Consider the following 13,987-nt stretch of genomic DNA (forward strand, 5'->3'; position numbering starts at 1 on the left):
TCAGCCCGCCTGGTCCAGAATGCGAACCACGAGCTGCGAGAAACTCATTCCCGCCTGGCGCGCCGCCATCGGCACCAGGCTATGGCTGGTCATCCCCGGCGAAGTATTGGCTTCCAGCAGATAAAACTGCCCATCACTATCCTGCATCACGTCGATTCGTCCCCAGCCACGGCAGCCAAGTACATGCCAGGCTTTGAGCACCAGAGCCTTTAAAAGGGTCTCACGCTCCGCTTCCAGACCACTTGGGCAGAAATATTGCGTCTCATCAGAGAGATACTTCGCCTCATAATCATAGAAGGTTCCTGCTGGTTGGATACGAATTGACGGTAAAATTTCTTCACCGAGCATCGCAACGGTAAATTCCGGTCCGCTGAGCCATTTTTCTATCAGAACTTCTTCATCATGTTGAAATGCCAGCGCTAATGCAGATGATATATCGCCTGCTTCGTCAACTTTAGACATTCCTACGCTTGAGCCTTCACGGCTCGGCTTAACGATTACCGGCAATCCCAGCGCCGCAATACGTTCAGTGACGCTAGCATCAAGGCCCTGCTCAAATTCACGACGGGTCAGTGCCACCCATGGCGCAACCGGCAAACCGGCCCCCTGCCACAGCAATTTGCTGCGCAGTTTGTCCATGGAGATGGCCGAGGCCATTACGCCGCTGCCGGTATATGGCAGGCCGATGATGTCCAGCAAGCCCTGCAGCGTACCGTCTTCACCGCCGCGGCCATGCAGGGCGATAAAGACTTTAGCAAAACCCATCTCTTTCAGGCGCGTCACGTCAGTCTCTTTCGGATCGACCAGGTGCGCATCAATGCCGCCTTCGCGAAGCCCTGCCAGTACCGCAGCACCGGAATTCAGGGAAACCTCGCGCTCTGCAGAGGTGCCGCCAGAGAGGACCGCAATCTTATCAGCCATGACGCTCTTCCTCCGAAATTTGCGGCTTCAGTTTGATTTCGGCCAGCGTACGGGCGATCTTGCCGATATTTCCCGCACCCTGCACCAGAATCAAATCATTGCCGGTCAACACCGGGGCAAGCATCGCGGCTGCCTGGGCATGATCGGAGACAAGAATCGGGTCAATCTTGCCGCGGCCGCGAATGGTGCGGCACAGGGAGCGACTGTCAGCGCCCGGAATGGCCGCTTCGCCCGCTGAGTAAACATCCAGCATCAGCAGAGCATCAACCTGTGACAGCACGTTTGCGAAATCGTCGTACAGGTCACGGGTACGGGTATAGCGGTGTGGCTGGAACACCATCACCAGATTTTTGTCCGGCCAGCCCGCGCGTGCCGCTTTGATCGTCGCATCCACTTCGGTCGGGTGATGACCGTAGTCATCAACCAGCATCGCGGTGCCGCTTTTTCCGTTAACGGTTTCCAGTGGGAACTCGCCGAGGAAATCGAAACGACGACCGGTACCCTGGAAGCTTTCCAGCGCCCGCAGAATGGCTTCGTCGTCAATGCCTTCTTCTGTAGCTACCGCAACGGCCGCTGCAGCGTTCAGGGCGTTGTGACGGCCTGGGGCATTCAGCGTGACCTGCAGCAGCTCTTTATCCTGACGCGCGAGGGTGAAATGCCCCTGCGCACCGACCTGCTTGTAGCTTTCCACACGTACGTCAGCGTCTTCGCTGAAGCCGTAGGTCGTGATTTGACGACCGACGCGCGGCAGCAGCTCGCGGATCACCGGATCGTCAACGCACATTACCGCCCGTCCATAAAACGGCAGATTGTGGAGAAAGTTTATGAATGTTTGCTTTAAATTTTCGAAGTCGCCCTGGTAGGTATCCATATGGTCAGCTTCGATGTTGGTGACAATCGCCACCATCGGCTGCAGATGCAGGAAGGACGCGTCGCTTTCATCTGCTTCGGCAATCAGATAACGGCTGTTGCCCAGGCGCGCGTGTACGCCTGCGGCTTTCACCAGCCCGCCGTTGACGAAGGTCGGATCGAGGCCCGCTTCGGCATAAATACTGGAGACCATCGCCGTGGTGGTGGTTTTACCGTGAGTACCGGCGATGGCGATGCCGTGACGAAAACGCATCAGCTCGGCCAGCATCTCGGCACGGCGGATCACCGGGATACGCGCTTCGTGTGCGGCAACGATTTCCGGGTTGTCGGCAGAGATGGCGCTGGAGACTACAACCACGCTGGCATCAAGGACGTTTTCCGGGCGATGGTTAAAATAGATGGTCGCACCAAGGGACGCCAACTGTTGCGTAACAGGGTTCGGCGCCAGATCGGAACCGCTGATCTGGTAGCCTTCATTCGCCAGCACTTCGGCAATACCGCCCATACCGGCGCCGCCGATGCCAACAAAGTGAATGTGCCGGACGCGACGCATCTCGGGCACGATTGAACGCAGTTTCGCCAGTTGTTGTGTATTCATTCTCTAAACGCCATCGACTACTTCAAAAAATTCGTGCAGCGCAACACGCGCTGCGAGGGTTAAACCTGGGCTGCCAGGCTCACTTCTTTCGCCACCCGCTCCGTTGCATCCGGGATCGCTGCGGCACGTGCGTGCTGCGCCATCTCCAGTAATGTCTCCCGGTTCCAGCCCGCCAGGGTGGTGGCGACCGCGTCTGCGGTGAACTGCGGCTGTTCAAAAATTTTCGCGGCGCCGGCTTTCTCAAGCGGCAACGCATTCCAGTACTGCTGACGATCTTTGTGCTGGAACGGCACAAACAGCGCCGGTAAGCCTGCGGCGGCAATTTCGCTCACCGTCAGCGCGCCGGAGCGGCAGACAACGACATCGGCCCAGGCATACGCCGCCGCCATGTCGTCGATAAATTCAGTCACTTTATGCTGCGGCTGGCCCGCGTCGGCATACGCCTGTTCGACCGTTTGCTGACCGCCCTTCCCGCTTTGATGCCAGATGGTCACCGCGTCACCGAGCTTCGCTGCGACTTGCGGTAGCGTCTGGTTCAGAATGCGCGCGCCCTGAGAGCCGCCCACCACCAGCACACGCACCGGACCTTCACGTCCTACAAGGCGCTCCTGCGGCAACGGCAGCGCCAGCACGTCTACACGCACCGGATTGCCCACCACGTCCGCTTTCGGAAATGCGCCGGGGAAAGCCTGCATCACTTTGCTGGCGATCCGGGAGAGCCACTTGTTGGTCAGGCCAGCAATACCGTTCTGCTCATGCAGCACAACCGGGATCCCCAGCGACCACGCCGCCAGTCCACCTGGACCAGAGACATACCCGCCCATTCCCAGCACCACGTCCGGCTTAAAACGCTTCATGATCGCCCGCGCCTGGCGCCAGGCGTTGAAAATGCGCACCGGTGCCAGCAGCAGAGCTTTAATCCCCTTGCCACGCAGGCCGGAGATATGGATAAAGTCGATCTCGATCCCGTGCTTCGGCACCAGATCGGCCTCCATGCGGTCTGCGGTTCCCAGCCAGCGTACCTGCCAGCCCTGATCCATTAAATGGTGCGCAACCGCCAGTCCCGGGAACACATGTCCGCCGGTACCGCCTGCCATCACCATTAACCGCTTCGGTTGATTCATCGTGAACCTCGTGTAAACGCCTGGGCATTTTCCAGACGCGTTTCATAATCTATGCGTAGCAAAAACATAATGGCGGTCGACATGATCAACAGACTCGAACCACCATAACTGATTAACGGCAACGTCAGACCCTTGGTTGGCAGCATACCTGCTGCGGCACCGACGTTAACTAAAGCCTGAAAACTGAACCAGATACCGATTGAACAGGCCAAAAAACCGGAGAAACGGTGGTCGATAACCAGTGCTTTCCGGCCGATCGACATCGCACGGAAAGCCACGAAGAATACCATTAAAAGTGCCAGTACCACACCGATATAACCCAGTTCTTCCCCAATAATGGAGAAGATGAAGTCGGTATGCGCCTCGGGTAAATACTCGAGTTTTTGCACGGAATTCCCCAGCCCCTGGCCCCATACTTCACCGCGGCCAAAGGCCATCAGTGACTGGGTCAGCTGATAGCCGCTGCCGAACGGATCTTCCCACGGGTTCCAGAAAGAGGTCACACGGCGGATACGGTACGGCTCGGCAAGGATCAGCAGCACCACCGCCGAAATCCCCATCCCGATGATGGCGATGAACTGCCACAATTTTGCTCCGGCCAGGAATAGCATCGCCAGGGTGGTCACGAACAGCACCACCACGGTACCGAGGTCAGGCTGGGCCAACAGCAGCACCGCCAGCACAAGGATCACGCCCATCGGTTTTAAGAAGCCGCGCAGGTTGTTGCGGACCTCATCCACCTTACGCACCAGGTAGTTGGCGAGATAGCAGAACAGCGACAGCTTGGTGAATTCCGCAGGCTGTATACGCAGCGGGCCGAAGGCAATCCAGCGCGATGCCCCGTTTACCGAGCTACCCACCACCAGCACAATCAGCAGCATGACGATCGAGGCGATCAGCATTGCGGTACTGTGGCGCTGCCAGAATGACATCGGCAGACGTAACGTCACCATCGCCAGACAGAACGCCAGGATGATGTACAGCCCGTCACGCTTGGCGAACAGGAAGGGATCGTTAGCCAGACGCTGCCCGACGGGCATCGAGGCCGAGGTCACCATAATAAAGCCAATCGCCGCCAGCCCCAGCGTGAGCCAGAGCAGCATGCGGTCGTACATAATCAGGCTATCGGAATCTTTATCCCGGGAGCCCATGACCCAGCCCTTTAACGCCGACGAGATCCACATCAGGATGCCAAATCCTGGCATCCGGGGCATCCGGGGCATTCTCAGGTGAGGGAGAGAGAAGCGCATCAGCCTAACTCCTTCGCCAGGCGGGTAAAGAGATCGCCGCGTTGCTCGAAGTTCTTAAACTGATCGAGACTGGCGCAGGCCGGAGAAAGCAGCACCATGTCGCCCGGCTTCACGCGCGGGGCAATCAGCCGCATTGCCTGCTCCATGGTGTCGGTTTGCTCGGCAACGTCCGGACGCAGCGCCGCCAGTTCGGCACCGTCACGGCCAAAGCAGTAGAGACGCACGTTGTCACCGCCGAGGTACTGCTTCAGCGAAGAGAAATCAGCCGATTTGCCGTCGCCACCCAGCAGCAGATGCAGGGTGCCATCAATGTGCAGACCATTCAGCGCCGCTTCGGTGCTGCCGACGTTGGTGGCTTTTGAATCGTTGATCCAGCGTACGCCGTTATGCTCCAGCGCCAGCTGGAAACGATGCGCCAGACCGCTAAAGGTAGTCAGCGCTTTCAGGCTGGTGGCGCGCGGCAGACCGGCGGCATCCGCCAGCGCCAGTGCGGCCAGCGCGTTGGTATAGTTATGCTGACCCGTCAGGTGCATCTCTTTCACGTTCAGCACCTTCTCACCCTTCACCCGCAGCCAGGTTTCGCCCTGCTGACGATTCAGGTGATAGTCGCCCATATTGATGCCAAAGCTCACGCAGCGTTCGTCCGCCCCGCGTACCGGCATGGTCAGCGCATCATCGGCGTTCACCACGCAGACATGGGCATTTTCATAGACACGCAGCTTGGCGGCACGATACTGCTGCAGGCCAAACGGATAGCGATCCATATGGTCTTCGGTCACGTTGAGGATGGTGGCCGCCACCGCCTGCAGGCTGGAGGTGGTTTCCAGCTGGAAGCTGGAGAGCTCAAGGATGTACAGCTCGCGGGCCGCATCCAGCAGCATCAACGCTGGCAGGCCGATATTACCGCCCACGCCCACATTGACGCCTGCCGCTTTCGCCATTTCACCCACCAGGCTGGTAACGGTGCTTTTGCCGTTAGAACCGGTAATGGCCACAATGGGCGCCTGGGCTTCACGGCAGAACAGTTCGATATCACCGACGATCTCGACGCCCGCGTCCGCCGCAGCGCTTAACGCCGGATGAGCCAGGGCGATACCCGGGCTGGCGACAATCAGATCCACGGCGTTGAGCCACGTTTCATTCAGACCACCAAGGTGGCGTTCAACCTGCTCCGGCAGTTTATCCAGACCAGGCGGAGAAACACGCGTATCCATTACGCGGGGCGTCACACCCCGCGCGAGGAAAAAGTCCACGCAGGAGAGGCCGGTTAAGCCTAACCCGATGATGACGACTTTTTTACCCTGGTAATCTGCCATGATTAACGTACCTTCAGCGTTGCCAGGCCAATCAGCACCAGCATCAGCGAAATAATCCAGAAGCGCACGATCACGCGCGGTTCTGGCCAGCCTTTCAGTTCATAGTGGTGATGGATAGGCGCCATCCGGAAGATGCGCTGTCCGCGCAGCTTGAAGGAGCCCACCTGCAGGATCACCGACAGGGTTTCGACCACGAACACGCCGCCCATGATCACCAGCAGGAACTCCTGACGCAGCAGCACGGCGATAATGCCCAGCGCGCCGCCAAGTGCCAGCGAACCGACGTCGCCCATAAAGACCTGCGCCGGGTAGGTGTTAAACCACAGGAAGCCGAGGCCCGCGCCGACAATCGCCGTACAGACGATCACCAGTTCACCGGCATGGCGCAGATACGGGATGTGCAGATAGCTGGCGAAGTTCATGTTGCCGCTCGCCCAGGCCACTAAGGCAAAGCCCGCCGCGACGAAGACCGTGGGCATGATCGCCAGGCCGTCGAGGCCGTCAGTCAGGTTTACCGCGTTGCCGGTACCGACAATCACGAAGTAGGCCAGCAGGATGTAGAACAGACCCAGCTGCGGCATGACGTCTTTGAAGAACGGCACTACCAGCTCGGTGGCCGGGGTGTCTTTACCTGCCAGATAGAGCGCAAAGGCCACGCCCAGCGCAATCACCGACATCCAGAAATACTTCCAGCGGGCAATCAGGCCTTTGGTGTCTTTACGCACCACTTTGCGGTAGTCGTCGACAAAACCGATAATTCCATAGCCCACCAGCACCACCAGCACGCACCAGACGTACGGGTTTGATGGGTAAGCCCACAGCAGCACCGACACCACAATCGCGGTGAGGATCATAATGCCGCCCATGGTCGGCGTGCCACGTTTACTGAAGTGTGATTCGGGACCGTCGTTACGCACAACCTGACCGAAAGAGAGTTTTTGCAGACGGGCAATCATGCGCGGGCCCATCCACAAGGAGATGAACAGCGCAGTCAGCAGGCTGACGATGGCGCGAAACGTCAGATAGGAAAAGACGTTAAAGCCGGAATAATATTTGACCAAATGTTCGGCCAGCCACACTAACATGTCCCATTCTCCTGTAAAGCGTGCACAACCTCTTCCATGGCGGCACTGCGTGAACCTTTCACTAAAACTGTCACAATTTGTTGTTCTTCGACCAGGGCCTTAAGGCGGGCGATCAACGCCGCTTTATCGGCAAAATGCTCACCGACGCCGCTGGCCTGGCTGATATTTTGACTAAGATGACCGGCGCTTAACACGCGATCGATACCGGAGGCTTTCGCCGCTTCACCCACCTGGATGTGACAGGCTTCGCTCTCATCACCCAGCTCGGCCATATCGCCGACCACCAACACGCGATAACCGGGCATCTCAGACAGCACCTGTACCGCAGCGGTCATGGAGCCAACGTTGGCGTTGTAGGAGTCATCCAGCAGCAGTTTGTTTTCCGCCAGCGGGATCGGGAACAGGCGTCCGGGAACGGCTTTCAGGTTCGCCAGACCGGCTTTGATAGCCGACAGCGGTGCGCCGACCGCCATCGTCAGCGCAGTGGCGGCGAGGGCATTGGCGATATTGTGACGACCCGGCAGCGGCAGCAGTACATCCACATCCCCCGTTGGGGTCTGCAGCGTAAATTCGGTACCGTGGGAGGTCACATGGACGTTGGTGGCGGTGAAGTCGCTGTTGGCGGCATTCGGTGAGAAGCGCCAGGTTTTACGATCCCCGATAACGCTTTTCCAGTTCAGCCAGTCGTTGTTGTCGGCATTCATGATGGCGATGCCGTCGACCGGCAGGCCGGTGTAGATCTCGCCCTTCGCTTTCGCCACGCCTTCCAGCGAGCCGAAACCTTCCAGATGCGCTGCGGCGAGGTTATTCACCAGCGCCGCTTCCGGCTGCGTCAGGCTAACGGTCCAGGCGATTTCGCCCTGATGGTTAGCGCCGAGTTCAATCACCGCATATTCATGCTCGTGGGTCAGACGCAGGAGCGTCATCGGCACGCCGATGTCATTATTCAGATTGCCTGCGGTATAGAGGGTTTTGCCACACTGACTAAGGATCGCGGCGGCCATCTCTTTGACGGAGGTTTTACCGGAGGAGCCGGTCAGCGCGACAATGCGCGCCGGGACCTGCTGGCGAACCCATGCAGCCAGTTCACCAAACGCCAGGCGGGTGTCTTTCACCACCGCCTGCGGCAGGTCGATATCCAGTTTACGGCTCACCAGCAGCGCGCCTGCGCCCGCGGCTTTCGCCTGCTCCGCAAAATCGTGCGCATCGAAACGCTCACCCTTCAACGCCACAAACAGGCAGCCGGGAGTGATTTTACGCGTGTCGGTGGTGACCGCATCGAAGGTCAGCTCGCCGCTGACGTCTGCGCCCAGGATAGTTACCAGCTGGCTTAGCGTTACGCTAATCATGCCATCACTCCCAGCAGACGCGCTGCGGTCACACGGTCGGAGTAATCCAGACGGTTGGTGCCGACGATCTGATAATCTTCATGGCCTTTACCGGCCAGCAGCACGACGTCGTTCTCGCCAGCCTGCATGATGGTGTTGGTCACCGCTTCGGCGCGACCCTCGACAACACGGGCACGCCCGGCATCCAGCATCCCGGCCAGAATGTCGTTGATGATGGCGCGCGGCTCTTCGGTACGCGGGTTATCATCGGTCACAACCGCGATATCCGCGAACTGCTCGGCAATGGCCCCCATCAGCGGACGCTTGCCTTTATCGCGATCGCCGCCGCAGCCAAAGACGCACCACAGCTTACCGGCGCAGTGCAGACGGGCCGCTTCCAGCGCTTTTTCCAGCGCATCCGGGGTGTGAGCGTAATCCACTACCACGGTAGGTTTGCCTGGGGCAGTGAATACTTCCATCCGCCCGCAAACCGGCAGCAGACGCGCGGAGGTGCTGAGCAGCGCTGGCAGCGGATAACCCAGCGCCAGCAGAGTGGCGAGAGCCAACAGCAGGTTGCTGACGTTGAACGCCCCCATCAGGCGACTTTCGATTTCGCCTTCACCCCAGGAAGAGGCAAAGCGGATGGTCGCGCCGCTGTCGTGATAAGTCACGTCAGTGGCTTTCAACCAGCGGCCGTGGCAGTTGGGATTGATATGGTCTTCCATGGAGACCGCAACGGCATCCGGCAGCTTAGCCAGCCAGCGACGGCCCACCTCATCGTCAGCATTGATAATTGCCTGACCGGCGTGGTGCGTGGCATACAGCTGCCATTTTGCCGCTTCGTAGTTTTCCATGTCGCCATGGTAGTCAAGATGGTCCCGGCTCAGGTTAGTGAACACGGAGGCGGCAAACTTAAGCGCCGCAACACGGTGCTGGACCAGACCGTGGGAAGAGACTTCCATTGCCGCGAAGGTTGCACCCTGCCCTGCCAGACCGGCCAGCACATGCTGCACGTCGACGGCGGAGCCGGTGGTGTTTTCCGTTGGGTTCACTTTGCCCAGCAGGCCGTTACCCACGGTGCCCATCACCGCGCTGGTTTCACCCAGCAGCTGCGCCCATTGCGCCATCAGCTGCGTGGTGGTGGTTTTACCGTTCGTGCCGGTCACGCCCACCAGGCGCAACTGGTCAGAAGGTTCGTTATAAAAACGCCCCGCCAGCGCGGAGAGACGTTCGGTTAACTGGCTGAGATAGATGACCGGCACACCGTGCATTTCACGGATTTCACCATCAGCGGCTTCATCTTTTGCCTCAGCAATAATGGCAGCTACACCTTGCGCTATCGCCTGCGGGATATACCGACGCCCGTCCGCCTGATGACCAACCACTGCCACAAAAAGATCGCCCGACGCAGCCACACGGCTGTCGAGTACCATCTCCCGCAGTTCTCGCGCAGGTAAACCAGCTACCCACGGAGCAAGAAGGTCGCGCAAATTACGATCTGCCACCTGTTCCCTCGCCTTGATTAATTACAAATTCACTTTTTTCGCCCGTTGCCAGCGCATCCGGCTCGATGTTCATGGTGCGCAGTACGCCGCCCATGATGGCACCGAAGACCGGCGCGGAAACGGCGCCACCGTAGTATTTACCCGCCTGTGGATCGTTGATAACCACCACCAGCGCAAAACGCGGATTACTCGCAGGCGCAACGCCTGCGGTATATGCAATGTATTTATTGATGTAGCGGCCATCCGGCCCGACTTTTTTCGCCGTACCGGTTTTAATCGCGATGCGATAGCCTTTGATCGCCGCCTTCACGCCACCGCCGCCGGGCAGGGCCACGCTTTCCATCATGTGCACGACGGTGCGGACAATCGATTCCGGGAAGATACGCTCACCGGGAACCGGCGGATCGACCTTGGTAATCGACAGCGGGCGATAGACGCCATAGCTGCCAATCGTTGCATAGACACGCGCCAACTGTAACGGCGTTACCATTAGCCCGTAGCCGAAAGAGAAGGTGGCCCTCTCTATGTCAGACCACCGTTGTTTTTGAGGATATAAGCCACTGCGTTCTCCGACCAACCCCAAATTGGTCGCTTTTCCCAGCCCAAAACGTGAGTAAGTATCTACCAACGCTGAGGACGGCATCGCTAACGCCAACTTAGAAACGCCGACGTTACTCGACTTCTGTAAAACCCCGGTGAGGGTCAATTCGCTGTAACGCGCCACGTCTTTGATTTCGTGACCGTTGATTCGGTAAGGCACGGTGTTGAGCACGGTATTTTCATTGACGATGCCGCGCTGCAGCGCCGTCATCACCACCATCGGTTTAACCGTTGAACCCGGCTCAAAGACGTCGGTGATAGAACGGTTACGCATGGCGTCTTTGGCCGTTCCGGCAAAATTATTCGGGTTATAGGACGGGCTGCTGGCCATCGCCAGCACTTCGCCGGTGCTGACATCCACCAGCACCGCGCTGCCGGACTCCGCCTTGTTAAAGGCCACGGCGTTATTCAGTTCACGATAGACCAGCGCCTGCAGACGTTCGTCGATGCTCAGCGCCAGGTTGTGCGCCGCCTGGCTGTCCGTGGAAGAGATATCTTCAATAACGCGGCCATAACGGTCTTTACGCACCACACGCTCGCCCGGCTGGCCGGTCAGCCACTTATCAAAACTCTTCTCGACGCCTTCAATCCCCTGACTGTCGACGTTGGTAAAGCCGATCAGATGCGCGGTTACTTCCCCGGACGGGTAGTAGCGACGGGACTCTTCACGCAGGTGAATGCCGGGCAGCTTCAGCTTTTTGATGTAATCCGCCATGTCAGGGTTAACCTGACGCGCCAGATAGATAAAGCGCCCTTTCGGGTTGGCGTTAACGCGGGCTGCCAGCTGATCCAGCGGCATTTTCAGCGCGTCAGAAAGGGCTTTCCAGCGGTTATCAAGAGAGATCCCGCCCGCATCATGCAGCTCTTTGGGATCCGCCCAGATCGCTTTCACCGGCACGCTGACCGCCAGCGGACGACCGGAACGGTCGGTGATCAAGCCACGCGAGGTGGAGACCTCCTGCACGCGCAGGGAACGCATGTCGCCCTGACGCACCAGCATGTCGGGAGCGATAATTTGCAGCCATGCCACGCGTCCCAGCAGGAAACCCAGCGCCAGTAAAATGCAGCCGCAAAGCAACGCAAAACGCCAGCTGATAAAGCTGGCCTGTTCTTCCTGACGTTTTGGTTTTAGCGCCTTCGCCGCGGGTTTCATGCGTCGCGTTTTCCCTTATTTTTGTACTACGATATTTTCCTGAGAAGGATCAACATGCTGCAGCTGCAGCTTTTCCGTTGCGATCCGTTCAACCCGGCTATGATCGCCGAGCGCATTTTCTTCGAGGATCAAATTTCGCCACTCGATATCCAGCGCATCACGCTCCAGCACCAGCTGTTCGCGTTGCGCCGTTAACAAACGGGTATGGTGAGCGGTGGTCACCACGGTAACCGCCGTCACAATGATGCAAATGAAAAGACACAGTGGCAGCTTGCCGAAACGCAACAGGTCGTCCCAGATAACGCCCGGCAAGGCATGACGCTCGTTGCTGCCTAACGTCTCTTTTACCTTGCTGAGGGTGTCTGCCACTCTGCCGATCATGCACTGGTCCTTTCTGCGATACGCAGCACTGAACTACGGGCGCGTGGGTTCTCTTCGACTTCCGCTTCGCCTGGCATTAACTTGCCTAAAGCGCGCAGCTGGCGACCGCCCAGTTTTCTGAGCTGCTCTTCCGTCATCGGCAACCCGGCCGGCACCTGCGGACCACGGCTTTGCTCACGCATAAAGCGCTTCACAATGCGATCTTCCAGCGAGTGGAAGCTGATCACCGACAGGCGACCACCCGGCGCCAGGACGCTAATCGAGTTTTTCAGCGCCTGCTCGATCTCTTCGAGCTCGCTGTTAACCCAGATACGAATCGCCTGGAAGGTACGGGTTGCAGGGTGTTTGAACTTATCTTTCACCGGCATGGCTGCAGCAATAACGGCCGCCAGCTCTTTGGTACGGGTCATGGGCTCAATGCGGTTGCGTTCAACGATGGCGCGGGCAATACGTTTGCCAAAGCGCTCTTCCCCGAAGGTTTTGATCACCCAGGCAATATCCGCTTCTTCTGCCGTTTGCAGCCACTCGGCGGCAGACTGGCCGCGCGTTGGATCCATACGCATGTCCAGCGGACCATCGCGCATAAAGGAGAAGCCACGTTCAGCATCATCAAGCTGCGGTGAGGAGACGCCAAGATCGAGAAGGATCCCGTCAATCTTGCCGGTTAAATCGCGCTCGCCGACATAGTCAGCCAGCGCGGAGAAAGGTCCATGAACGATGGAAAAGCGTGGGTCATCGATGGTTTTCGCCACGGCAATAGCCTGCGGATCGCGATCGATTGCCAGCAAACGGCCGTCCGCGCCCAGATGGGAGAGGATCAAACGTGAGTGGCCACCCCGGCCAAAAGTGCCATCAATATAGATGCCATCAGGACGAATATTCAGGCCGTTGACGGCCTCATCCAGTAGCACCGTCGTATGTTTATAATTTTCCATCATTTTTTATAGAGACAAATCCTGCAATCGTTCCGATAATGTTGCGGAATCGGACTGCTCAGCGTCGATATCTTCCTTGACCCGTTGATACCAGGCCGTTTCATCCCACAGTTCAAACTTATTGAACTGTCCGACCAGCATCACTTCTTTTGTCAGACCGGCATGCTGCCGCAGCACGGGCGCAATCAATAAACGCCCCGCGCTGTCCATCTGACATTCACTGGCATGACCCAATAACAGCCGCTGCACGCGGCGCTCCTGCGGGTTCATGCTCGACAGTCGAGACAGCTTTTGCTCAATGATTTCCCATTCAGGCAAGGGGTAAAGCAGCAGGCAGGCGTGGTTGATGTCAATGGTGCATACCATTTGACCAGAAGCGCTCTCGTTCAGCTGGTCGCGATATCGGGTTGGTACCGATAAACGCCCTTTGCTGTCGAGATTGACTAACGTCGCTCCACGGAACATGCCAGTCTCACCCCTCCTCACCACTTTAACCCACAAATTCCCACTTAAGGGAGTTTACGGAGCGATGGAAAAGCTTGTCAAGCCAGGACTTCCGCGACATCTGTCTAAATGTCACTGATTTACGAATGGAAGTTGACCCGGCTATTAACTGCACAACTGGCGCGGCAAAATTAACGTGATGAATATTTGTGAGAAAAAACGCAAATATGCATACCCGTCTTAAAAACCCCTCATATCATCACGGGGAAATATAAAGTGTCAGTTTGCGACGCGGGCGGCATTTTAAGCCATATTGCAGGGGGATGACAGCGCCAGATGCACCGCGGGCGCGAAGCCTGTGGCGGGCAGGTGCAGGCAGGGAGATCCAGAGAGAAAAAACGACTGATAATTCAGCACTGCCGATCGGTTATGTAACAAAATAATACAATTCATCGCACTAATAACAAGAATATAAAC

The 13,987-nt window shown here is 57.9% G+C and carries 12 protein-coding genes; all 12 read right to left on the reverse strand.

The window, feature by feature from the left end; genetic code table 11:
• Genes LG383_RS15300 through mraZ form a run of 12 tightly spaced genes read right to left on the reverse strand, consistent with a single transcriptional unit; the run spans nt 1 to nt 13,531 of the window.
• On the reverse strand, nt 1-921 hold the full coding sequence (locus tag LG383_RS15300) for a D-alanine--D-alanine ligase (RefSeq protein ID WP_225759576.1): 921 nt from the start codon (nt 919-921) through the stop codon (nt 1-3).
• Nucleotides 914-2,389 (reverse strand): UDP-N-acetylmuramate--L-alanine ligase, encoded by a 1,476-nt coding sequence (gene murC / locus LG383_RS15305; RefSeq protein ID WP_106994241.1) that lies wholly within the window; start codon nt 2,387-2,389, stop codon nt 914-916. The genes LG383_RS15300 and murC overlap by 8 nt, the downstream gene beginning before the upstream one ends.
• Nucleotides 2,390-2,448: 59 nt before the next feature.
• Nucleotides 2,449-3,513 (reverse strand): undecaprenyldiphospho-muramoylpentapeptide beta-N-acetylglucosaminyltransferase, encoded by a 1,065-nt coding sequence (gene murG / locus LG383_RS15310; protein ID WP_166181598.1) that lies wholly within the window; start codon nt 3,511-3,513, stop codon nt 2,449-2,451.
• Nucleotides 3,510-4,763: a cell division protein FtsW gene (gene ftsW, locus LG383_RS15315; protein ID WP_106994239.1), complete on the reverse strand. Its 1,254-nt coding sequence runs from the start codon at nt 4,761-4,763 to the stop codon at nt 3,510-3,512. Before ftsW ends, murG begins: the two co-directional genes overlap by 4 nt.
• The gene (gene murD / locus LG383_RS15320; protein WP_225759577.1) at nt 4,763-6,079 is read right to left on the reverse strand and encodes a UDP-N-acetylmuramoyl-L-alanine--D-glutamate ligase; all 1,317 of its coding nucleotides are present in this window, start codon (nt 6,077-6,079) and stop codon (nt 4,763-4,765) included. Before murD ends, ftsW begins: the two co-directional genes overlap by 1 nt.
• Nucleotides 6,080-6,081: 2 nt before the next feature.
• The gene (gene mraY / locus LG383_RS15325) at nt 6,082-7,164 is read right to left on the reverse strand and encodes a phospho-N-acetylmuramoyl-pentapeptide-transferase (RefSeq protein ID WP_039030377.1); all 1,083 of its coding nucleotides are present in this window, start codon (nt 7,162-7,164) and stop codon (nt 6,082-6,084) included.
• The gene (murF, locus tag LG383_RS15330) at nt 7,158-8,513 is read right to left on the reverse strand and encodes a UDP-N-acetylmuramoyl-tripeptide--D-alanyl-D-alanine ligase (RefSeq protein ID WP_225759578.1); all 1,356 of its coding nucleotides are present in this window, start codon (nt 8,511-8,513) and stop codon (nt 7,158-7,160) included. The genes mraY and murF overlap by 7 nt, the downstream gene beginning before the upstream one ends.
• Nucleotides 8,510-9,997, reverse strand: coding sequence for a UDP-N-acetylmuramoyl-L-alanyl-D-glutamate--2,6-diaminopimelate ligase (gene murE / locus LG383_RS15335; protein WP_225759579.1), 1,488 nt, complete (start codon nt 9,995-9,997; stop codon nt 8,510-8,512). Before murE ends, murF begins: the two co-directional genes overlap by 4 nt.
• On the reverse strand, nt 9,984-11,750 hold the full coding sequence (locus LG383_RS15340; RefSeq protein WP_106994235.1) for a peptidoglycan glycosyltransferase FtsI: 1,767 nt from the start codon (nt 11,748-11,750) through the stop codon (nt 9,984-9,986). The genes murE and LG383_RS15340 overlap by 14 nt, the downstream gene beginning before the upstream one ends.
• Before the next feature lie 15 nt (nt 11,751-11,765).
• On the reverse strand, nt 11,766-12,131 hold the full coding sequence (gene ftsL, locus LG383_RS15345) for a cell division protein FtsL (protein ID WP_106994234.1): 366 nt from the start codon (nt 12,129-12,131) through the stop codon (nt 11,766-11,768).
• Nucleotides 12,128-13,069 (reverse strand): 16S rRNA (cytosine(1402)-N(4))-methyltransferase RsmH, encoded by a 942-nt coding sequence (gene rsmH, locus LG383_RS15350; protein WP_106994233.1) that lies wholly within the window; start codon nt 13,067-13,069, stop codon nt 12,128-12,130. The genes ftsL and rsmH overlap by 4 nt, the downstream gene beginning before the upstream one ends.
• Nucleotides 13,070-13,072: 3 nt before the next feature.
• Complete coding sequence (gene mraZ / locus LG383_RS15355; RefSeq protein ID WP_103178262.1) at nt 13,073-13,531, reverse strand: division/cell wall cluster transcriptional repressor MraZ; 459 nt, start codon at nt 13,529-13,531, stop codon at nt 13,073-13,075.
• Nucleotides 13,532-13,987 lie beyond the last annotated feature (456 nt).

Origin of the sequence: Leclercia sp. Marseille-Q4284 (assembly GCF_916618945.1) — a bacterium.
In the GTDB taxonomy this organism is placed as follows: Bacteria; Pseudomonadota; Gammaproteobacteria; order Enterobacterales; family Enterobacteriaceae; genus Enterobacter; species Enterobacter tamurae.

Excerpts from the sequence above, each read along its gene's own strand:
- mraZ (WP_103178262.1), bottom strand. The coding sequence starts at position 13,531 with ATGTTCCGTGGAGCGACGTTAGTCAATCTCGACAGCAAAGGGCGTTTA.
- rsmH (WP_106994233.1), bottom strand. The coding sequence starts at position 13,069 with ATGATGGAAAATTATAAACATACGACGGTGCTACTGGATGAGGCCGTC.
- ftsL (WP_106994234.1), bottom strand. The coding sequence starts at position 12,131 with ATGATCGGCAGAGTGGCAGACACCCTCAGCAAGGTAAAAGAGACGTTA.
- LG383_RS15300 (WP_225759576.1), bottom strand. The coding sequence starts at position 921 with ATGGCTGATAAGATTGCGGTCCTCTCTGGCGGCACCTCTGCAGAGCGC.
- LG383_RS15340 (WP_106994235.1), bottom strand. The coding sequence starts at position 11,750 with ATGAAACCCGCGGCGAAGGCGCTAAAACCAAAACGTCAGGAAGAACAG.
- ftsW (WP_106994239.1), bottom strand. The coding sequence starts at position 4,763 with ATGCGCTTCTCTCTCCCTCACCTGAGAATGCCCCGGATGCCCCGGATG.
- murG (WP_166181598.1), bottom strand. The coding sequence starts at position 3,513 with ATGAATCAACCGAAGCGGTTAATGGTGATGGCAGGCGGTACCGGCGGA.
- mraY (WP_039030377.1), bottom strand. The coding sequence starts at position 7,164 with ATGTTAGTGTGGCTGGCCGAACATTTGGTCAAATATTATTCCGGCTTT.
- murF (WP_225759578.1), bottom strand. The coding sequence starts at position 8,513 with ATGATTAGCGTAACGCTAAGCCAGCTGGTAACTATCCTGGGCGCAGAC.
- murC (WP_106994241.1), bottom strand. The coding sequence starts at position 2,389 with ATGAATACACAACAACTGGCGAAACTGCGTTCAATCGTGCCCGAGATG.
- murD (WP_225759577.1), bottom strand. The coding sequence starts at position 6,079 with ATGGCAGATTACCAGGGTAAAAAAGTCGTCATCATCGGGTTAGGCTTA.